Origin of the sequence: Klebsiella sp. P1CD1, from assembly GCF_003790505.1 — a bacterium.
GTDB lineage: Bacteria > Pseudomonadota > Gammaproteobacteria > Enterobacterales > Enterobacteriaceae > Klebsiella > Klebsiella variicola.
The window spans coordinates 4,762,357-4,782,439 of the sequence record NZ_CP033631.1; the positions used below are offsets into that span (position 1 = coordinate 4,762,357).

The 20,083-nt window shown below is 57.4% G+C and carries 18 protein-coding genes; 5 read left to right on the forward strand and 13 right to left on the reverse strand.

Going from position 1 to position 20,083, the window contains the following annotated elements:
- Positions 1–2: 2 nt before the first annotated feature.
- Both gspE and hofC read left to right on the forward strand, forming a co-directional pair.
- Positions 3–1,388 (forward strand): type II secretion system protein GspE, encoded by a 1,386-nt coding sequence (gene gspE / locus DTA24_RS23595; protein WP_032756219.1) that lies wholly within the window; start codon positions 3–5, stop codon positions 1,386–1,388.
- Positions 1,378–2,583 carry a protein transport protein HofC gene (gene hofC, locus DTA24_RS23600; protein ID WP_016160297.1) on the forward strand — a complete coding sequence of 402 codons (1,206 nt, stop codon included), beginning with the start codon at positions 1,378–1,380 and terminating at the stop codon, positions 2,581–2,583. Before gspE ends, hofC begins: the two co-directional genes overlap by 11 nt.
- Positions 2,584–2,619: 36 nt before the next feature.
- Here the strand turns inward: hofC and DTA24_RS23605 are convergent, their stop codons facing one another.
- Entirely contained in the window at positions 2,620–3,663 is a 1,044-nt protein-coding gene (locus tag DTA24_RS23605; protein ID WP_012542849.1) for a GMP reductase, read from the reverse strand.
- Positions 3,664–4,006: 343 nt separating this feature from the next.
- Here DTA24_RS23605 and coaE point away from each other — a divergent pair, with 343 nt between their 5' ends.
- Genes coaE through yacG form a run of 3 tightly spaced genes read left to right on the forward strand, consistent with a single transcriptional unit; the run spans position 4,007 to position 5,574 of the window.
- The gene (gene coaE / locus DTA24_RS23610; RefSeq protein WP_016160296.1) at positions 4,007–4,627 is read left to right on the forward strand and encodes a dephospho-CoA kinase; all 621 of its coding nucleotides are present in this window, start codon (positions 4,007–4,009) and stop codon (positions 4,625–4,627) included.
- The gene (zapD, locus tag DTA24_RS23615) at positions 4,627–5,370 is read left to right on the forward strand and encodes a cell division protein ZapD (protein WP_023322067.1); all 744 of its coding nucleotides are present in this window, start codon (positions 4,627–4,629) and stop codon (positions 5,368–5,370) included. Before coaE ends, zapD begins: the two co-directional genes overlap by 1 nt.
- A gap of 9 nt (positions 5,371–5,379) precedes the next feature.
- Positions 5,380–5,574: a DNA gyrase inhibitor YacG gene (yacG, locus tag DTA24_RS23620; RefSeq protein WP_008807425.1), complete on the forward strand. Its 195-nt coding sequence runs from the start codon at positions 5,380–5,382 to the stop codon at positions 5,572–5,574.
- Between the two features lie 52 nt (positions 5,575–5,626).
- Here the strand turns inward: yacG and mutT are convergent, their stop codons facing one another.
- From mutT to murD, 12 genes are all read right to left on the reverse strand, one after another.
- Positions 5,627–6,019, reverse strand: a complete 393-nt coding sequence (mutT, locus tag DTA24_RS23625) for an 8-oxo-dGTP diphosphatase MutT (RefSeq protein ID WP_012968936.1) — start codon at positions 6,017–6,019, stop codon at positions 5,627–5,629.
- Between the two features lie 57 nt (positions 6,020–6,076).
- Positions 6,077–8,782, reverse strand: coding sequence for a preprotein translocase subunit SecA (gene secA, locus DTA24_RS23630; protein WP_008807427.1), 2,706 nt, complete (start codon positions 8,780–8,782; stop codon positions 6,077–6,079).
- A 62-nt stretch (positions 8,783–8,844) separates the two neighbouring features.
- The gene (gene secM, locus DTA24_RS23635) at positions 8,845–9,342 is read right to left on the reverse strand and encodes a secA translation cis-regulator SecM (protein ID WP_049245540.1); all 498 of its coding nucleotides are present in this window, start codon (positions 9,340–9,342) and stop codon (positions 8,845–8,847) included.
- Positions 9,343–9,665: 323 nt separating this feature from the next.
- On the reverse strand, positions 9,666–10,583 hold the full coding sequence (gene lpxC / locus DTA24_RS23640; RefSeq protein WP_002888632.1) for a UDP-3-O-acyl-N-acetylglucosamine deacetylase: 918 nt from the start codon (positions 10,581–10,583) through the stop codon (positions 9,666–9,668).
- Positions 10,584–10,683: 100 nt separating this feature from the next.
- On the reverse strand, positions 10,684–11,835 hold the full coding sequence (gene ftsZ / locus DTA24_RS23645) for a cell division protein FtsZ (RefSeq protein WP_002888628.1): 1,152 nt from the start codon (positions 11,833–11,835) through the stop codon (positions 10,684–10,686).
- A 62-nt stretch (positions 11,836–11,897) separates the two neighbouring features.
- A complete protein-coding gene (ftsA, locus tag DTA24_RS23650) occupies positions 11,898–13,160 on the reverse strand; it encodes a cell division protein FtsA (RefSeq protein WP_004204343.1) in 1,263 nt (420 codons plus the stop codon).
- On the reverse strand, positions 13,157–13,987 hold the full coding sequence (gene ftsQ, locus DTA24_RS23655) for a cell division protein FtsQ (RefSeq protein ID WP_008807429.1): 831 nt from the start codon (positions 13,985–13,987) through the stop codon (positions 13,157–13,159). Before ftsQ ends, ftsA begins: the two co-directional genes overlap by 4 nt.
- 1 nt (position 13,988) lies before the next feature.
- Complete coding sequence (locus tag DTA24_RS23660; RefSeq protein ID WP_008807430.1) at positions 13,989–14,909, reverse strand: D-alanine--D-alanine ligase; 921 nt, start codon at positions 14,907–14,909, stop codon at positions 13,989–13,991.
- A complete protein-coding gene (gene murC, locus DTA24_RS23665; protein WP_008807431.1) occupies positions 14,902–16,377 on the reverse strand; it encodes a UDP-N-acetylmuramate--L-alanine ligase in 1,476 nt (491 codons plus the stop codon). The genes DTA24_RS23660 and murC overlap by 8 nt, the downstream gene beginning before the upstream one ends.
- 48 nt (positions 16,378–16,425) lie before the next feature.
- Positions 16,426–17,496 (reverse strand): undecaprenyldiphospho-muramoylpentapeptide beta-N-acetylglucosaminyltransferase, encoded by a 1,071-nt coding sequence (gene murG, locus DTA24_RS23670; protein ID WP_008807432.1) that lies wholly within the window; start codon positions 17,494–17,496, stop codon positions 16,426–16,428.
- Positions 17,493–18,767, reverse strand: coding sequence for a cell division protein FtsW (gene ftsW, locus DTA24_RS23675; RefSeq protein WP_004204337.1), 1,275 nt, complete (start codon positions 18,765–18,767; stop codon positions 17,493–17,495). The genes murG and ftsW overlap by 4 nt, the downstream gene beginning before the upstream one ends.
- Positions 18,767–20,083, reverse strand: a complete 1,317-nt coding sequence (murD, locus tag DTA24_RS23680) for a UDP-N-acetylmuramoyl-L-alanine--D-glutamate ligase (protein ID WP_008807433.1) — start codon at positions 20,081–20,083, stop codon at positions 18,767–18,769. The genes ftsW and murD overlap by 1 nt, the downstream gene beginning before the upstream one ends.

Consider the following 20,083-nt stretch of genomic DNA (forward strand, 5'->3'; position numbering starts at 1 on the left):
ACATGAAAACAGAACAGCTGATCCCTCTCTGTCGCCGCTATCACGCCATGTTGCTGCATAGCGACGAGCAGACAATAGCCATTGCGGTGGTCGATACCCCACCGGCGGAGCTGATGGAGGCGCTGCGCTTCGCGACGCAAAAGCGAATCGATATTGAATGCTGGAGCCAGGAACAAATGGACAAGCGTCTGCAGGCCCAGGAAAAGCAGGCGCAACTGGCGCAAAACGCGGGGCCAGAGAATATCGCCGAACGGGTCAACCAGATCCTCGAACAGGCTCTGCGTCAGCGGGCGTCCGATATTCATATCGAACCCACGGAAACGCATTTACGCATCCGCCTGCGGGTCGATGGCGTCCTCCATGCCCTGCCGTTGCTGGCCCCCGAGCTGGCGGCACCGGTTATCGCGCGACTCAAGGTCATGGCCAGTCTCGATATCGCCGAGCATCGTTTACCACAGGATGGTCAGTTCGCGCTGAACCTCGGCGGACGACCGCTCTCCTTTCGCATCGCCACTCTACCCTGCCGCTATGGCGAAAAAATTGTCCTGCGTCTTCTGCATCAGGTTGACCAGGCCCTGGATCTGGAGGCCCTCGGACTCTCCTCTTCCCAGCTGGCGGCTTTTCGCCAGGCGCTTAATCAGCCGCAGGGTCTACTGCTGGTCACCGGCCCGACCGGAAGCGGTAAAACGGTGACCCTCTACAGCGCCCTGCAGGCCAGAAACCGGGAGCAAGTGAACATCTGTAGCGTCGAGGATCCGCTGGAGATCCCCATCGCCGGGATGAATCAGACGCAAATTAATCCGCGTTCCGGGCTCACCTTTCACAGCGTACTCCGCGCCCTGTTACGCCAGGATCCGGATATTGTCATGGTAGGCGAGATTCGTGACGCCGAGACCGCTGAAATAGCCCTGAAAGCCGCCCAGACCGGCCATCTGGTGCTTTCCACCCTGCACACCAACTCCACCAGCGAAACCCTCACCCGCCTGCAGCAGATGGGCATCGCCCGCTGGATGATATCTTCAGCGCTCTCGCTGGTTATCGCCCAGCGCCTGGTCCGCAAGCTGTGCCCCCACTGTCGGCGCAATGTCGGTAGCGCCGCCGACCTGCCGCACAGCCTGTGGCCACGCCCGCTGCCGCGCTGGCAGGCGGCTGGCTGCGATCACTGTTATCACGGTTATCACGGCAGGCTGGCGCTGTTTGAGGTCATGCCTGTCACCCCCGGGTTACGCCAGGGAATAGTCCAGGGGCTGAATGCCATTGAAATTGAATCTCTGGCGCGAGCCGCGGGGATGATGACGCTTTTTGAAAGCGGTTGTCAGGCTATCGAACAGGGGCTGACCAGCCTTGAAGAGGTGGTGCGGGTGCTGGGGATCCCCCATGGCGACTAAGCGTCTCTGGCGCTGGCGCGGTATCGATGCGCACGGCGCCCCTTGCCAGGGGATGCTATGGCAAGCCAGTCGTCTGGAGGTGCTGCACGACCTTCAGCAGCAGCGCGTCATGCCGCTGGCCGTGCGCCGCTGTGCAGTGAAGCTGAATCTCTGGCACCCACGCTACAGTAGCGAAACGATCCGTCAGCTCGCCACCCTGCTGCAGGCCGGCCTGCCGCTGGCGGACGGTTTATCTCTGCTGGCGCAGCAGCAACCACACCCGCAATGGCAAGCGCTGCTTGAGTCCCTGGGCCGCGAGCTGGCTCAGGGCGTAGCTTTCTCTACCGCGCTGGCGCAGTGGCCGCAAGCCTTTCCGCCGCTTTATCTGGCGATGATTAGCACCGGCGAACTGACAGGCAAGCTTGATATCTGCTGCCTGCAGCTGGCCAACCAACAGCAGGAGCAGCAGCGGCTCGCCGGCAAGGTCAAAAAAGCGCTGCGTTACCCGCTGATCGTACTCGCCCTGGCGCTGCTGGTGGTGCTGGGAATGCTCTATTTTGTCCTGCCCGAGTTCACCGCCATCTACCAGACGTTCAGTACGCCGCTGCCGCTGTTGACGCGGATGGTCGTTGCGGCAGGCGACATGCTAAGTCGCGGCTGGCCGCTACTGCTGGCCCTTTTCCTGAGCCCGCTGCTGCTCAACCAGCTGGTCCGGCGGCGTAGCGACTGGTTGCTGCGTCGCCAGCGATTGCTGAACGCGCTCCCTCTCATCGGCCCCCTGATCGGCGGCCAACAGCTGAGCCTGATCTTTACCATCCTGGCGTTAACCCAAAGCGCCGGTATTAGCTTTCTGCAGGGTTTGCAAAGTGTTGAAGCAACTCTGTCGTGCCCACTCTGGCGCCAGCGCCTGGCGCAAGCCCGTACGCTGATAGCCCAGGGGGAACCGATTTGGCAGGCGTTAAGCCGGTGCGGCGGTTTTACTCCGCTGTGCCTGCAGCTCATCCGTACGGGTGAAAGCGCGGGGGCGCTGGATCAAATGCTGGAAAATCTGGCGCACCATCATCGAGAGCAAACGCATCAGCGAGCCGACAGTCTGGCTGCGCATCTCGAACCCATCATGCTGGTGATAACCGGTTCACTGGTCGGCATTCTGGTGGTGGCGATGTATTTGCCCGTTTTTCATCTGGGCGATGCCATTGGCGGGGCGGGAGGGTGAGAAACGCTGGCGCAGCACAGGCGCCAGCGAAGCCGCTTACAGGCTATTGAATATCCGGTTCTCTTGTTCCTGAACGCGGATAAAGGTCGTCCGTTTGGTCAGCTCTTTCAGACGCGACGCGCCAACATAGGTGCAGGCTGAACGCAGGCCGCCAAGGATATCGCGAGCAGTATTATCCACCGGGCCACGCAGCGGTAGCTTAACGGTTTTACCTTCCGCCGCGCGGTATTTCGCGACACCGCCAACATGGCGCGTCATCGCCGACTCGGAGCTCATGCCATAGAACAGCATGAATTTTTCCCCGTTCTCTTCAACGATGGTTCCGCCGCTCTCTTCATGGCCCGCCAGCATGCCGCCGAGCATCACGAAATCGGCGCCGCCGCCGAAAGCTTTCGCCACATCACCCGGCATGGTGCATCCGCCGTCGCTGATGATCTGGCCGCCCAGGCCGTGCGCCGCATCAGCGCACTCGATCACGGCGGAGAGCTGCGGATAGCCGACGCCAGTTTTGACGCGGGTAGTGCAGACGGAACCCGGGCCAATCCCGACTTTCACAATATCGGCGCCGGAGAGGATCAGCTCTTCGCACATTTCACCAGTGACCACGTTTCCGGCGATAATGGTTTTCTGCGGCCAGGCTTCACGGGCTTTCGCCACAAACTGCACGAAGTGCTCAGAGTAGCCGTTAGCCACGTCGATGCACACAAATTTCAGTTGCGGATTCTGAGAGAGGATCTGTTGCGTCTTTTCGAAATCCGCATCGGAAGTGCCGGTGGAAACCATCACATGCTTGAGGACATCTGCGGACGCGCCCTGTACAAACGCCTGCCATTCCTCAACGGTGTAGTGCTTGTGTACCGCAGTCAGAATACCAAAAGTGGCCAGCGCTTTCGCCATACTGAAGGTGCCGACGGTATCCATGTTGGCCGCAATAATTGGCACACCGGACCAGGTCTGGCCTGAATGTTTGAAAGTGAATTCACGTTCCAGCTCAACATCAGAACGGCTTTTGAGAGTAGAGCGTTTCGGGCGGATAAGAACGTCTTTGAAACCAAGCTTCAGATCTTCTTCAATACGCATGTGCGAATTCCTGGGGTTAATTGCATTATTGTGAGAGCACAACTCCAGTGACGTTATCATACGCACGAATCAGGCCTGCGCAAGACTGCGATTTTCACTTTTTTTACGCTACAATCGTATAAATTTACCTGGTGAATGGAGAAAAAAGCGCTTATGCCTTTCCTCGCCAGCGTATTATTTTTAACCATTTGATTTGCTTGATTAAAAGAAACAGAATAGCGGGCGGCGATCCCGGTTGGCACGTGACTATCACGACATGATCACTATCACCTCTCCGACGTGCGGCCAGTCATCGCTGTCTGAATGCAAAAAATACGAGCAATCCGTTTCAGGGTCAGAAGATATGGGGTACACAGTCGCGTTAACAGGTGGGATCGGCAGCGGTAAAAGCACGGTCGCCGACGCCTTCGCGCAGCTCGGGGTTAACGTTGTTGATGCCGATGTTATCGCCCGCCAGGTGGTCGAACCTGGCACCCCAGCGCTCCAGGCCATCGCCGGCCACTTTGGGTCGCAGATGATTGCCCCCGACGGCACGCTGAACCGCCGCCTGCTGCGGGAAAAAATTTTTGCTCACGTGGAGGATAAAGCCTGGCTTAACGCGCTGTTGCATCCGCTGATCCAGCAGGAAACGCGCCGCCAGATGCAGGCTGCTACCTCCCCTTATCTCCTCTGGGTCGTACCTTTGCTGGTCGAAAACCGCCTGTCCGGTCAGGCCGATCGCGTACTGGTCGTCGATGTGCCAAAAGAAACGCAGATCGAACGCACCATGCTGCGTGACAAGGTCAGCCGCGAACATGCAGAACATATTCTTGCCGCTCAGGCCACGCGCGAGCAGCGCCTGGCCGCCGCGGACGATGTTATTGAAAACACTGGCACGCCGGATGCAGTGGCATCGGATGTTGCCCGCCTGCACGAAAAGTATTTAATGCTGGCATCGCAGGCCGCCTCACAGGAAAACTCGTAATGCATACCCCCGTTCTGTTTGAACATCCTCTTAATGAGAAAATGCGTACCTGGCTGCGCATCGAATTTCTGATCCAGCAAATGGCTTTCCATCCGATGATTGCCACTCATGCCGATGCGCTCCATTTTTTCCGTAACGCCGGCGATCTGTTGGATGTGCTGGAGCGTGGCGAGGTGCGTACCGACCTGGTTAAAGAACTGGAGCGCCAGCAGCGCAAGCTCCAGTCCTGGGCTGAAGTACCGGGCGTCGATCAGGAGCGCATTAACGAACTACGCCAGCAGCTGAAGCAATCCTCCAGCACCCTGATGGCCGCGCCGCGTATTGGCCAGTTTCTGCGTGAAGATCGCCTGATTGCGCTGGTGCGTCAGCGCCTGAGTATTCCAGGCGGCTGCTGCAGCTTCGATTTACCGACCCTGCATATCTGGCTCCATATGCCACAGGCGCATCGGGATGAGCAGGTGGCCAACTGGCTCGCCAGCCTCGATCCGCTGATCCAGTCCCTGAACCTGATCCTCGACCTGATCCGTAACTCTGCGCTGTTTCGCAAACAGACTAGCCTCAACGGCTTTTACCAGGATAATGGCGAAGATGCCGATCTGCTACGTCTGCGTCTCGATCTGGCTCACCAGCTGTATCCGCAGATCTCCGGCCATAAGAGCCGTTTCGCTATTCGTTTCCTGCCGCTGGACAGTGAGTATGGGATCGTGCCGGAGCGCTTTGATTTTGAACTGGCCTGCTGCTAAGGAGATAACATGTCTGAAGAGACCATCGTCAACTGCCCGACCTGCGGCAAAAACGTGGTGTGGGGCGAGCAGAGTCCCTTTCGTCCATTCTGCAGCAAGCGCTGTCAGCTGATCGATCTGGGAGAATGGGCCGCAGAAGAGAAACGCATCCCCAGTGCGGGCGATCTCTCCGACAGCGATGACTGGAGCGAGCAGCAGCCCTGATTTACCGGCACGCTAACCCGATAATTATCGGGTTAGCGTTGTAGCTTGACGCTCAGCCCAGGCCGATAAGTTTGTTGATAACCGGTTCATTCGCCGGGGGGAACGCCTCTGGATCCAGTGTCTGACCCGCCATCCACCGTCCCGGTTGCCCTTCTTTACCCCATGGCTCGCCTTGCCAACTTTCCACAAGGAAAAACCACAGCGTTATATGGCGGTCAGGGAACTGATACTCCAGCTTATCGAATAGCGTTGCAGACCTTACCGTAATTCCAACCTCTTCCTGCAGCTCGCGAATTAGCGCCTGCTCCGGCGTCTCATCAGATTCAATCTTCCCGCCCGGGAACTCCAGCTTATTCGCCATATGGGCATCAGCGGCGCGCTGGGTAATAAAGATTTCGCCTTGTGGATTGCGAATTATCCCGACGGCGATTTGCAGTTTTTTCATTGGATCAGCTCCATAAAAAAGGCGCAGAACTCTGCGCCTTTGTTTTTTTATCAGGCCTTAGCTCAGACGGCCGTGGCACTGTTTATATTTTTTACCGGAACCGCACGGACAGGGATCGTTACGCCCCACTTTACGCTCGCCGGTTTGTGCCGCCAGATCCTCGGCAGCGGCCTCATCATCGCTCTGATGGCTGAGCTGCTGCATCTGCGCCAGGCGCTCGGCTTCTTCACGACGCTGTTGCTCCATCGCTTCGACTTCTTCCGGCATACGCACCTGGACTTTGCTCAGGGTGCTAATCACTTCATACTTCAGTGACTCCAGCATCGCAGCAAACATAGAGAACGATTCGCGCTTGTACTCCTGCTTCGGATCTTTCTGCGCATAGCCACGCAGATGGATACCCTGACGCAGATAGTCCATCGCTGCCAGGTGCTCTTTCCACAGGGAGTCCAGGGTCTGCAGCATCACGCCTTTCTCAAAGTGACGCATCATCTCGGCACCGACCACTTCTTCTTTACGCTGGTAAGTTTCTACCGCGCTCTGCAGAATACGTTCACGCAGGGTCTCTTCATGCAGCTCCGGCTCTTTATCCAGCCACTCTTTGATCGGCAGCTCGAGGTCGAAGTCGTTTTTCAGACGCTCCTGCAGGCCTTCAATATCCCACATCTCTTCCAGCGACTGCGGCGGAATATGCGCATCGATAGTCGCTTTAAAGACGTCTTCGCGGATGCTGTTGATGGTTTCGCTGACATCAGACACGTCCAGCAGTTCGTTACGCTGAGTGTAGATCGCGCGGCGCTGGTCGTTGGCCACATCATCATATTCCAGCAGCTGCTTACGAATATCGAAGTTACGGCTTTCCACTTTACGCTGAGCGTTGGCGATAGCCTTAGTTACCCACGGGTGCTCGATGGCTTCACCCGGCTTCATCCCCAGTTTGCGCATCATGCCGGACACACGATCGGAGGCGAAGATACGCATCAGAGCATCTTCCATCGACAGGTAGAAGCGAGACGAACCGGCATCACCCTGACGACCCGCACGGCCACGCAGCTGGTTATCGATACGGCGTGATTCATGACGCTCAGTACCGATAATGTGTAGACCGCCTGCGGCCAGAACCGCATCATGGCGCACCTGCCAGTCCGCTTTGATTTTTTCAATCTGTTCCGGCGTCGGATTTTCCAGCGCGGCGACTTCCGCCTGCCAGCTACCGCCGAGCATAATATCGGTACCACGACCCGCCATGTTGGTGGCAATGGTCACCGCTGCCGGATAACCCGCCTGGGCGACGATATCCGCTTCGCTGGCGTGGAACTTGGCGTTCAGTACGTTGTGCTTGATGCCGGCTTTGGTCAGCTCGCGCGAAACTACTTCGGATTTTTCGATCGAGATAGTCCCCACCAGCACCGGCTGGCCGGCAGCGGTGCGGGTTTTAATATCTTCGATAATCGCCTGAATTTTTTCCGCTTCGGTCATATAGACCAGATCCGCCATGTCCTTACGGATCATCGGACGGTTGGTCGGCACGACAACGGTATCCAGCTTATAGATAGAGCTGAATTCGAAGGCTTCGGTATCCGCTGTACCGGTCATCCCCGCCAGTTTCTCGTACAGGCGGAAGTAGTTCTGGAAGGTGATAGAGGCCAGCGTCTGGTTCTCGTTCTGGATCTCCACGCCTTCTTTGGCTTCCACCGCCTGGTGCAGACCATCGGACCAACGGCGGCCTTGCATCGTACGGCCAGTGTGCTCATCGACGATGATAACTTCGCCATCTTTAACGATGTAGTCAACGTCGCGGGTGAACAACGCATGGGCGCGCAGCGCGGCGGTCACGTGGTGCATCAGCATGATGTTGGTCGGGGAGTACAGCGACTCACCTTCTTCCATAATGCCTTCCTGCACCAGCAGCTCTTCGATGAGCACCAGACCGCGTTCGGTCAGGTTAACCTGGCGGGCTTTCTCATCAACAGAGAAGTGGCCTTCACCGGTAAAGGTATCCGAATCCTCTTTTTCCTGACGGATCAGGTGCGGGATAATTTTGTTTACCTTACGGTACATTTCAGAGCTGTCTTCCGCCGGGCCGGAAATGATCAGCGGGGTACGCGCTTCGTCGATCAGGATGGAGTCCACCTCATCCACCAGCGCATAGTGCAGTTTACGTTGAACGCGTTCTTCCGGGCTGAAGGCCATGTTGTCGCGCAGATAGTCGAAGCCGTATTCGTTGTTGGTGCCGTAGGTAATATCGGCAGCGTAGGCTTCACGCTTCGCCGGCGCCGGCAGACCGGACATATTGATGCCCACGCTCATACCAAGGAATTCGAACAGCGGACGGTTGTTTTCGGCGTCACGCTGCGCCAGATAGTCGTTGACGGTCACCACATGGACGCCTTTACCGGTCAGCGCGTTGAGGTACGCCGGCAGGGTCGCAGTCAGCGTTTTACCTTCACCAGTACGCATCTCGGCGATGCAGCGATCGTTAAGCACCATACCGCCCAGCAGCTGGACGTCGAAGTGGCGCATGCCGAACACACGCTTACTGGCTTCGCGAACGACGGCAAAGGCTTCCGGGATCAGGTTTTCCAGCACTTCGCCTTTTTCCAGGCGCGCGCGGAATTCAGCAGTTTTCGCTTTCAGCTCGTCATCAGAGAGTTTTTCCATCGCCGGTTCCATACCGTTGATGATATTGACAACTTTGCGCATACGACGCAGCGTACGGTCGTTACGGCTGCCGAAAACCTTAGTTAACATTTTAATAAGCATAATAAAATCTCAAACGCCCCGCGGTGCGGAGTCACAAAAAATAGGATGGTCCGTGGTTATTTTCAGCTGAGACGTTGAGGTCCTGCGCGGATCCCCGCAACCTGGCTAATCCAGGCGCTCACGCGGAAGGCAGAATATGAGGAAGAGATGTAAGCCACCTGGCGGATCACCACCGGCGGCGTGCTGTCCTGGGTCAGCAGCGCGCTGAGCGTATCAAGCAGCGCCAGATGTTGGGCCTGCAGCGGGGAAGTTTCTTCCGCCACCGGCAATGCCTGTGGCGCCATCGCGAAGGAGAGATGACGAATAACGGTGCGAATGGCGTGCTGATGCCAGTAGTCGACGGTAAAGTTCGGCCGACGATTACTCTCCAGCAGCGCCAGCTGAGAGAAGTTAACTTTGCTCGGATTATGGTTGCTGGACGTTGCCTTCGCCGGCGTCGCGGTTTCGTGGCTGTTGCTAAGCGCGGGCAGGCCGAAGCTGGCCGCGACCATCCCCAACAGGAGATGCGGCCAAAAATACCGTCTGCCAAACTGTCGCCAGCGCGTCAGCAATCCACTCACTTTCATTACCTTTCGTTGGTATACCCGTCGTCGTTCAGGCTGCCTCTTAATTAGCGTTTTTTGCAGGACACCCTGACATCCACGGGGTAAAGCAACCCGGAGAAATAATTTTGCGCTCAAATACTAACATTATTACCGCGCTGAGGCAGCATGAATGAAGGCGATTGCCCGGGGAAAACGCTTAATAAAACAGCGAACGCGCGCTAATTATTGCCCGACAATCACTGCGAAAAATAACTGGAAGGGGTTATAAAAGAAAAACGACTGGTTCCCTGGTCGGAGAGAGTACCAGGTTACCAGTCGAATTTACTGAATGGTCAGGCTTACGCCAGAACCATCGACGGTGCGCGGAACGCCATAGGCAGTTTTGCGTCGTCTTCGAAGGTCACATACTCCCAGGCTTCCTGTTTTGCCAGGACCGCCTGCAGCAGTTTGTTATTCAACGCGTGACCCGATTTGTACGCCGTGAATGCGCCGATAATGTTGTGACCACACATAAACAGGTCACCGATCGCATCCAGCATTTTGTGGCGAACAAATTCGTCTTCAAAGCGCAGACCGTCTTCGTTCAGTACGCGATAATCGTCAACAACGATGGCACAATCGAAGCTGCCGCCCAGGCACAGGCCGCGGGACTGCAGATATTCGATATCGCGCATGAAACCGAAGGTACGCGCACGGCTAATCTGACGCATGAACGCATCGGCCGAGAAGTTCAGCGTATAGCGCTGGGTGCTGGCATCAATCGCCGGATGGTTAAAATCGATGGTGAAATCCAGCGAAAAACCATTGTACGGTTTGAATTCAGCCCATTTGTCGCCATCTTCGACGCGAACCGTCTCTTTGATACGAACAAATTTCTTGGCGCAGTTCAGTTCATCGATGCCGGCGTCCAGCAACAGATAAACGAACGGAGCCGCACTGCCGTCCATAATCGGGATTTCCGGCGCATCGACTTCAACAATAATGTTGTCGATACCCAGGCCAGCCAATGCGGCGTTCAGGTGTTCAACCGTAGAAATCCGCACGTCATGCTCATTAACCAGGCAAGTACAGAGCATGGTATCACGCACAGATTTGGCATCAGCCGGAAAATCTACCGGTGGATTCAAGTCGGTGCGACGATAGATGACCCCGGTATTTGCCGGCGCAGGGCGTAACGTCAGTGTGACTTTCTTGCCGGTATGCAAACCGACACCAGTCGCCTGAACGATACGTTTAAGAGTCCTTTGTTTGATCATCGTATAATCTCGCCAATTTACCTATCCAACCGAAGTGTACACCACTATCGGGAGGCCAGTTTAGCACAAAGAGCGCAGATGCCCAACTTCCAGTCGATTCTTAATCGGCTTGCTTACGCAGGAAGGCTGGGATATCCAGATAATCCGGCTCTTTCGCGGTTTGCGGCGTATTGTCGTTCACCACTTTTGCTGCCGGCTTCTGCTCTTGCGTCAGCGGCGACATACCGTGCTGCTGGTAGCGATCCATCACCGGCTGCTGAACCTGTTTGTTGGTCACCAGGGTAATTTCCGGACGCTTGTCCATGCCGATACCAGTCGCCACCACGGTCACGCGCAGCTCGTCGTTCATATCCGGGTCCAGAGAGGTCCCGATAACCACGGTCGCGTTATCCGACGCAAAGGCACGGATGGTGTTACCCACGGTTTCGAACTCATCCAGACGCAGGTCGAAGCCCGCAGTAATGTTAACCAGTACGCCGCGCGCGCCGGACAGGTCGATATCTTCCAGCAGCGGAGAAGAGATAGCCATTTCAGCCGCTTCTTCCGCACGGTCTTCACCACTCGCCACGCCGGAGCCCATCATCGCGTAGCCCATTTCTGACATCACGGTACGGACGTCCGCGAAGTCGACGTTCATCAGGCCCGGACGCGTAATCAGTTCGGCGATACCCTGCACCGCGCCTTTCAGTACATCGTTTGCCGCGCCGAACGCGTCGAGCAGAGAAATACCACGGCCGAGTACTTTCAGCAGCTTGTCGTTCGGGATGGTGATCAGTGAGTCAACGTGCTTGGACAGCTCGGTGATCCCCTGCTCAGCAAACGCCATGCGCTTCTTGCCTTCGAAATTAAACGGCTTCGTGACCACCGCAACGGTGAGGATACCCAGATCCTTCGCCACTTCCGCAACCACTGGCGCCGCACCGGTACCGGTACCGCCGCCCATGCCTGCCGCGATGAACACCATGTCTGCGCCATCAAGGGCCGCACGCAGCGCTTCGCGGTCTTCGTCCGCCGCATTGCGGCCGACTTCCGGGTTCGCGCCAGCGCCCAGACCTTTGGTAATACCGCTACCGATCTGGATAGTCTGGCCAACAGCCGTTTTACGCAGCGCCTGCGCATCGGTGTTCACCGCGAAGAATTCAACACCCTCAATGCGCTCGCGCACCATGTGTTCAACGGCGTTACCGCCGCCGCCACCGACGCCGATGACTTTAATCACCGCGTCGTTGGTCAGTTCCATAGGTTCAAACATAGTTTCTCTCCGTCTTGTGCCTGTCGCCTGAGAACGCTAATTGTCTGCGTTCTCTTAAAAAATTAAAACTCTTTTCGCAGCCAGCTGTTGAGTCGTTTAATCCACGAGCCCACTGACGCCGTCACGCGTTTTTCGACTTCCGCTTCACCACTCAAATGTGACTCTTTGCCGTAGTGCAGCAGCCCAACCGCCGTCGAATAATACGGCTCCTGGGCGTAATCCGTTAAACCAGTAATGTTCAGCGGCGCGCCAATACGCACCTGGGTATGGAATACCCGCTGCGCACAGGCCGCCAGGCCTTCAATTTGCGCCGCGCCGCCGGTTAACACAATCCCTGCCGCCAGATGATGTTTGACACCCTGCTGGCGAAGCTGTTCCTGCAGCTGCAGGATCTCTTCGTTGACCAGATTAAGCAGCTCGGTATAACGCGGTTCAATCACCTCTGCCAGCGTCTGACGCTGCAGGCTGCGCGGCGGACGTCCGCCTACGCTCGGGACTTCGACGTTTTCGTCTTTACCGACGATGGAACCTAATGCGCAACCGTGACGAACCTTAATCGCTTCGGCATCGCTCGGCGGCGTACCAAAGGCATAGGCGATATCGCTGGTCACCACGTTCCCGGCGTACGGGATCACTTTGGTGTGACGCAATGCGCCGCCGGTGTAGACGGCGATATCCATTGTACCACCGCCGATGTCCACGACGCAGACGCCCAGCTCACGTTCGTCTTCTGTTAATACCGAATAACTGGCCGCTAACCCGGCGAAAATAAGTTGGTCAACTTTCAGACCGCAACGTTCCACCGCTTTAACAATGTTTTTCGCCATATCGTTATGGCAGGTAATCAGATGCACCTTCGCCTGCATACGCACACCAGACAGCCCTACCGGATTTTTAATCCCTTCCTGGTAGTCGATGGCATATTCCTGCGGAATCACGTGCAGGACGCGATGTTCATCGCGGACGCGAACCGACTTCGCGGTGTGGACCACGTTCTCAACGTCATCCAGCGTCACTTCTTCTTCCGAAATCGGTACCATCCCGATTTCATTCTGACAGCTTATATGTTTACCCGAAAGTGCCAAATAAACTGATGAAATCTGGCAATCCGCCATCAGTTCGGCCTGGTCGATGGCGCGCTGTACGCATTTCACCACCGACTCGAGGTCGTTCACACCGCCTTTATCCATACCACGTGATGGGCAACTGCCCACGCCGATGATATTAATCATGCCGTCGGGCAGAACTTCCCCTACTAAAGCGGCCACCTTAGCGGTGCCAATCTCCAGTCCAACTACCAGTTTTCTGTCCGTCGCCTTGATCATTGTTGTTCTGCCTGTGCCTGATTCTGTTGTTGATTAGTTTCCTCTACGGGAGCAGGTACCCAGCCCACTGCCGCACCCGAGTCATAACGCAAATCAACGTAGCTAATCCGTTTGCCGTCGGTCTGCGCCTGCTGCTGGAGAACCGGGTAGAGTTCCATAAAGCGCTGAAGCCGTTTCATGGTATCGCCACGGCCAAGGTTGAGCTTAATGTCATTATTAAGCGTCAACTGCCAGGAGCGACGGGCGGTCATCGCCGCCACTTTCAACGTGAATTTATCCTTTGCCAGCACCTGCCCCATGTCACGATACCCTTGCAGCACTTCGTTCTCGCTGCCTTCCGGGCCGTATAACATCGGTAAATTCTGTTTGCTGGTGCGATCCGCCGGTACGCTGAAGGCATTTCCTTCTGCATCCACCATATGTTGATCATTCCAGCGCGCAATCGGCACATATTCAACCAGATGAATCTTCAATTCATCGGGCCACTGCTTACGGACGCTCGCCTGCTTAATCCACGGCAAGCGTTCAATTTGACTCTGAATAATGTTCACATCCTGAGTCATGAAAGTACCCGGTGAACCCAACGCCAGAATCGCCTGGCGGATGTCATCATTGCGCGTATAGTGACGCTCGCCGGTCACCACCATCTTCGACAGCGGCAAGCGCTGCGCATCTTCCATCCAGCCAAGAACCATCCACCCGCTGACCAGCACGGTAAACAGCACCGCCAGCAGGAAAACGATCCCTGCCAGCCGCGTTCCATTACTCCGACGCGAAGAAGAAACGTCCTCTTCATGGTTCCGCGTATTCAGCGCAGCCTGCGACATATCACCCCGCCAGGTCCAGAATTCGTACAACAAGCTGGGAGAAGCTCATTCCTGCCTGACGCGCCGCCATCGGTACAAGGCTATGGCTGGTCATGCCCGGGGAAGTATTTGCTTCCAGCAGATAAAACTGGCCATCGCTGTCCAGCATCACGTCAATACGGCCCCAGCCTTTACACCCCAGAACATTCCAGGCTTTAAGCACCAGGCTCTGGATGTCTGACTCACGCGCGGGATCTTCAAATCCAGGGCAGAAATATTGCGTCTCATCAGACAGATACTTCGCCTCATAATCATAGAAGGTTCCCGCGGCCTGGATACGTATTGACGGTAAAATTTCTTCACCGACGATGGCGACGGTAAATTCCGGCCCACTAAGCCATTTTTCGACCAAAACTTCATCATCATGCTGAAAAGCCAGCGCCAATGCACTCGGTAAATCACAGCTTTCGCTGACTTTCGACATCCCGACGCTGGAGCCTTCACGGCTCGGCTTGATGATGACCGGCAGGCCCAGCGCCGCAATCTGTTGTTCAACGGCAGCAGAAAGTCCTGCAGTAAACTGGGCGCGGGTCAGCGCGACCCACGGCGCGACCGGCAATCCCGCCCCCTGCCACAGCCATTTGCTGCGCAGTTTATCCATCGACAGCGCAGAGGCCATCACCCCGCTGCCGGTATAAGGCAACTGGATCAGATCCAGCAGCCCCTGCAATGTGCCATCTTCCCCGCCGCGGCCATGGAGGGCAATAAACGCTTTCTTAAAGCCCAGATTTTTTAACTGGGTAATATCGATGTCGCGCGGGTCGACCGGATGGGCATCCACCCCGCCTTCACGCAGCCCGGCCAGCACCGCGGCGCCTGAATTCAGCGACACTTCACGTTCAGCGGAGGTTCCACCGAAAAGCACCGCGATTTTATCAGCCATGGCGCTCTTCCTCCGTTTTTTGCGGAGCCAGTTTGATTTCAGCCAGGTGACGGGCAATTTTTCCGATATTGCCCGCGCCCTGCACCAGCACTAAATCGTTACCGGTCAGCACCGACGCCAGCATCTCCGCGGCCTGGGCCGGGTCAGAGACCAGGATTGGGTCAACTTTACCGCGACCGCGGATCGTACGGCACAGTGAACGGCTATCGGCGCCCGGGATCGGCGCTTCGCCCGCCGGATAGACATCCAGCATCAGCAGCGCATCGACCTGGGTCAGCACGTTGGCGAAATCGTCATACAGATCGCGGGTACGGGTATAACGGTGCGGCTGGAACAGCATCACCAGATTTTTATCCGGCCAGCCAGCGCGCGCGGCTTTGATGGTGGCGTCCACTTCCGTCGGGTGGTGGCCGTAGTCATCGATCAGCATCGCGCTGCCCGGCTTGCCGTTGACTTCCGCCAGCGGAAACTCGCCAAGAAAATCAAAGCGGCGTCCGGTTCCCTGGAAACTTTCCAGCGCGCGCAGGATCGCCTGGTCGTCAATCCCCTCTTCCGTCGCCACGGCCACCGCCGCCGCCGCGTTCAATGCGTTATGGCGTCCCGGGGCATTGAGCGTGACCTGCAGGATCTCTTTATCCTGACGCACCAGGCGAAAATGGCCTTGAGCCCCAAGCTGACGGTAGTCCTCGACGCGAACGTCGGCGTCGTCGCTAAAACCGTAGGTGGTGATCTGCCGGCCGACGCGCGGCAGCAGTTCACGAATAACCGGATCGTCCACGCACATCACCGCGCGTCCGTAGAACGGCAGGTTGTGCAGGAAGTTAATAAAGGTCTGCTTCAGATTTTCGAAGTCGCCATGGTAGGTATCCATATGGTCGGCTTCGATGTTGGTCACAATCGCGACCATCGGCTGCAGATGCAGGAACGACGCATCGCTCTCATCCGCTTCCGCAATCAGATAACGGCTATGGCCGAGACGGGCATGCACGCCCGCCGCTTTCACCAGCCCGCCGTTGACGAAGGTCGGGTCGAGCCCGGCTTCGGCGTAAATACTGGACACCATCGCGGTGGTAGTGGTTTTGCCGTGAGTTCCGGCAATCGCAATCCCGTGGCGGAAGCGCATCAGCTCCGCCAGCATTTCCGCACGGCGGATCACCGGAATGCGCGCTTCGTGTGCGGCAACGATTTCCGGGTTATCTGCGGAAATCGCGCTGGAAACGACCACAACGCTGGCATCGCGCACGTTTTCCGGGCGATGGTTGAAATAAATAGTGGCGCCAAGCTGCGACAGCTGCTGGGTCACCGGATTCGGCGCCAGGTCGGAGCCGCTGATCTGGTAACCTTCATTAGCCAACACTTCGGCAATACCGCCCATACCGGCACCGCCGATGCCGACAAAGTGAATGTGCCGGACGCGACGCATCTCGGGCACTATGGAACGCAGTTTTGCCAAATCTTGTGTATTCATTCTTTACGCCATCAACTTCTGTCATTCGGGCGGTGAAAATCACCGCAATTAGCGCGCCAAAGCTACGGCGCTGACCTCTTCTGCTACTCGCTCGGTAGCGTCCGGAATCGAAGCGCCACGCGCTCGTTCCGCCATATCCAGCAACGTTTCCCGATCCCAGCTCGCCAGGGTAGAGGCAACCGCCTCTACCGTGAACTCAGGCTGTTCAAGAATTTTCGCCGCGCCGGCTTTCTCCAGCGGCAGCGCATTCCAGTACTGCTGACGATCTTTGTGCTGGAAGGGTACAAACAGCGCCGGTAAACCTGCAGCCGCGATTTCGCTGACCGTCAGCGCGCCGGAACGGCAAACCACGACATCAGCCCAGGCATAGGCCGCGGCCATGTCATCAATAAATTCCGTCACTTTATGCTGCGGCTGCCCCGCAGCGGCATAGGCCTGTTGCACGGTTTGCTGGCCACCTTTGCCGCTCTGATGCCAGATGGTCACCGCATCACCGAGCTTCGCCGCCACCTGCGGCATAGTCTGGTTCAGGACGCGCGCGCCCTGAGAGCCACCGACCACCAGCACGCGAATCGGTCCATGACGCCCCACCAGACGCTGACCCGGCAGCGGCAGCGCCAGTACATCGGTACGCACCGGGTTCCCGACCACGTCCGCATGCGGGAACGCGCCGGGAAACGCCTGCATCACTTTCTTCGCAATCTTCGCCAGCCATTTGTTGGTCAGACCGGCAATACCGTTTTGTTCGTGGAGGACCACCGGGATCCCCAACGACCACGCCGCCAGACCGCCAGGCCCGGAGACATAGCCGCCCATGCCCAGCACCACATCCGGCTGGAAACGCTTCATGATCGCTCGCGCCTGACGCCAGGCGTTGAAGATACGCACCGGCGCCAACAGTTGCGCTTTTATCCCTTTGCCACGCAGGCCGGAGATACGGATAAAATCAATCTCGATGCCGTTTTTCGGCACTAAATCCGCTTCCATACGATCGGCGGTACCCAGCCAGCGAACCTGCCAGCCCTGGTCCATTAAATGGTGCGCGACCGCCAGCCCCGGGAACACATGCCCGCCGGTACCGCCCGCCATCACCATCAACCGCTTTTCCTGACCGCTCATCGAACACCCCGTGTAAACGCCTGGGCTTTTTCCAGACGCGTTTCATAATCTATTCGCAACAACAACATGATGGCCGTCGACATAATCAGCAGACTGGAACCACCATAACTGATCAGCGGCAGCGTCAGACCTTTCGTCGGCAGCATCCCCGCCGCCGCCCCGACGTTAACTAACGCCTGGAAGCTAAACCAGATACCAATCGCACAGGCGAGGAAGCCGGAGAAGCGATGATCGATCTCCAGCGCTTTACGGCCAATCGACATGGCGCGGAAAGCGACGAAGAATACCATTAAAAGCGCCAGTACCACACCGATATAACCGAGTTCTTCGCCGATAATGGCGAAGATAAAGTCAGTGTGCGCTTCCGGCAAATACTCCAGTTTTTGCACTGAGTTGCCGAGGCCCTGCCCCCACATCTCGCCGCGGCCAAAGGCCATCAGCGACTGGGTCAGCTGGTAACCACTGCCGAACGGGTCTTCCCATGGGTTCCAGAAGGAGGTCACGCGGCGAATACGGTACGGTTCGGCGAGGATCAGCAGGACCACCGCCGAGATACCCATGCCGATAATGGCGATGAACTGCCACAGCTTCGCGCCGGCAAGGAACAGCATCGCCAGCGTGGTGACGAACAGCACCACCACGGTACCGAGGTCAGGCTGCGCCAGCAGCAGGATCGCCAGCACGAAAATCACGCCCATCGGTTTTAAGAACCCGCGCAGGTTGTTACGCACTTCATCCGCTTTACGCACCAGATAGTTGGCGATATAGCAGAACAGCGACAGCTTGGTGAACTCCGCCGGCTGGATGCGCAGCGGGCCGAGGGCGATCCAGCGCGATGCGCCGTTTACCGAGCTACCCACCACCAGCACGATCAGCAGCATAACGATCGAAGCGATCAGCATCGCGGTACTGTGGCGCTGCCAGAAATCCATCGGCAGGCGCAGCGTCACCAGCGCGAGGACAAAGGCCAGCACAATGTACAGGCCGTCACGCTTGGCAAAGAGGAAAGGATCGTTCGCCAGGCGCTGCCCCACCGGCATCGACGCCGAGGTCACCATGATAAAGCCGATCGCCGCCAGGCCGAAGGTCAGCCATAGCAGCATCCGGTCATACATCACCAGACTGTCGTTATCTTTCGGGCGCGAGCCCATCACCCAGCCTTTCAGCGCGGCGAACAGCCAGGCGAAGATAAACATCCCCGGCAGTCGCGGCAGTCTCAACCGTGGCAAGCTCAGCTGCGGCATTCTCAGGCGTGGGAGAGAGAAACGCATCAACCTAACTCCTTCGCCAGACGGGCAAACATATCGCCCCGTTGTTCAAAATTCTTAAACTGATCCAGGCTGGCGCACGCCGGCGACAGGAGAACCATGTCGCCCGCTTTCACCAGGGGCGCTATCTGACGCATCGCCTGTTCCATGGTTTCAGTTTGTACCGCCACGTCAGGACGCAGCTCGGCGAGCTCGGCGCCGTCGCGACCAAAGCAGTACAGACGGATACGATCGCCGCCGAGGTAGCGCTTCAGCGGGGTGAAATCAGCGGACTTGCCGTCGCCGCCCAGCAGAAGATACAGCGTGCCATCCAGCTGCAGGCCGTTCAGCGCCGCCTCGGTGCTGCCGACGTTGGTTGCCTTCGAGTCGTTAATCCAGCGTACGCCGTTGTGATCCAGCACCAGCTGAAAGCGATGGGCCAGGCCAGTAAAGGTGGTTAATGCCTTGAGGCTACTGGCCCGCGGCAGGCCCGCGGCATCGGCCAGCGCCAGTGCCGCCAGGGCGTTGCTGTAGTTATGCTGACCGGTGAGAGGCATCTCTTTCACATTGAGGACTTTCTCACCTTTAACGCGCAGCCAGGTTTCGCCCTGCTGACGGTTAAGGTGGTAGTCACCGACATCGACACCAAAGCTGATGCAGCGATCGTCCGCCCCGCGTACCGGCATCGTGAGCGCATCGTCCGCGTTCACCACGCAGGTTTTTGCATTCTCGTAAATCCGCAGCTTCGCCGCGCGATACTGCTGCAGCCCCAGCGGGTAGCGGTCCATATGGTCCTCAGTCACGTTGAGGATGGTTGCCGCCACAGCCTGCAGGCTGGAGGTCGTTTCCAGCTGGAAGCTGGAGAGCTCCAGCACATATAGCTCACGATCGGTGTCCAGCAGCATCAGCGCCGGCAGGCCGATATTACCGCCCACGCCGACGTTAACCCCGGCCGCTTTCGCCATCTCGCCCACCAGAGTAGTGACAGTGCTTTTGCCGTTAGAGCCGGTAATGGCGATAATCGGCGCCTGCGCCTCGCGGCAGAACAGCTCGATATCACCAACGATCTCTACGCCTGCATCGGCTGCCGCGCTCAGTGAAGGATGGGCCAGCGCGATGCCGGGACTGGCGACAATCAGATCCGCCGCCAGCAGCCAGGTATCATTGAGTCCGCCGACATGGCATTCGACCGATTCGGGTAATTTATCCAGCCCCGGAGGCGCGACGCGGGTGTCCATTACACGCGGCGTCACGCCGCGCGCCATGAAAAAGTCCACGCATGACAGGCCGGTCATACCCAGCCCAATAATGACGACTTTTTTACCCTGATAATCTGCCAT

Excerpts from the sequence above, each read along its gene's own strand:
- ftsA (WP_004204343.1), bottom strand. The coding sequence starts at position 13,160 with ATGATCAAGGCGACGGACAGAAAACTGGTAGTTGGACTGGAGATTGGC.
- DTA24_RS23660 (WP_008807430.1), bottom strand. The coding sequence starts at position 14,909 with ATGGCTGATAAAATCGCGGTGCTTTTCGGTGGAACCTCCGCTGAACGT.
- murD (WP_008807433.1), bottom strand. The coding sequence starts at position 20,083 with ATGGCAGATTATCAGGGTAAAAAAGTCGTCATTATTGGGCTGGGTATG.
- DTA24_RS23605 (WP_012542849.1), bottom strand. The coding sequence starts at position 3,663 with ATGCGTATTGAAGAAGATCTGAAGCTTGGTTTCAAAGACGTTCTTATC.
- zapD (WP_023322067.1), top strand. The coding sequence starts at position 4,627 with ATGCATACCCCCGTTCTGTTTGAACATCCTCTTAATGAGAAAATGCGT.
- ftsW (WP_004204337.1), bottom strand. The coding sequence starts at position 18,767 with ATGCGTTTCTCTCTCCCACGCCTGAGAATGCCGCAGCTGAGCTTGCCA.
- ftsQ (WP_008807429.1), bottom strand. The coding sequence starts at position 13,987 with ATGTCGCAGGCTGCGCTGAATACGCGGAACCATGAAGAGGACGTTTCT.
- lpxC (WP_002888632.1), bottom strand. The coding sequence starts at position 10,583 with ATGATCAAACAAAGGACTCTTAAACGTATCGTTCAGGCGACTGGTGTC.
- secA (WP_008807427.1), bottom strand. The coding sequence starts at position 8,782 with ATGCTTATTAAAATGTTAACTAAGGTTTTCGGCAGCCGTAACGACCGT.
- ftsZ (WP_002888628.1), bottom strand. The coding sequence starts at position 11,835 with ATGTTTGAACCTATGGAACTGACCAACGACGCGGTGATTAAAGTCATC.
- murG (WP_008807432.1), bottom strand. The coding sequence starts at position 17,496 with ATGAGCGGTCAGGAAAAGCGGTTGATGGTGATGGCGGGCGGTACCGGC.
- hofC (WP_016160297.1), top strand. The coding sequence starts at position 1,378 with ATGGCGACTAAGCGTCTCTGGCGCTGGCGCGGTATCGATGCGCACGGC.
- yacG (WP_008807425.1), top strand. The coding sequence starts at position 5,380 with ATGTCTGAAGAGACCATCGTCAACTGCCCGACCTGCGGCAAAAACGTG.
- gspE (WP_032756219.1), top strand. The coding sequence starts at position 3 with ATGAAAACAGAACAGCTGATCCCTCTCTGTCGCCGCTATCACGCCATG.
- coaE (WP_016160296.1), top strand. The coding sequence starts at position 4,007 with ATGGGGTACACAGTCGCGTTAACAGGTGGGATCGGCAGCGGTAAAAGC.
- murC (WP_008807431.1), bottom strand. The coding sequence starts at position 16,377 with ATGAATACACAAGATTTGGCAAAACTGCGTTCCATAGTGCCCGAGATG.
- mutT (WP_012968936.1), bottom strand. The coding sequence starts at position 6,019 with ATGAAAAAACTGCAAATCGCCGTCGGGATAATTCGCAATCCACAAGGC.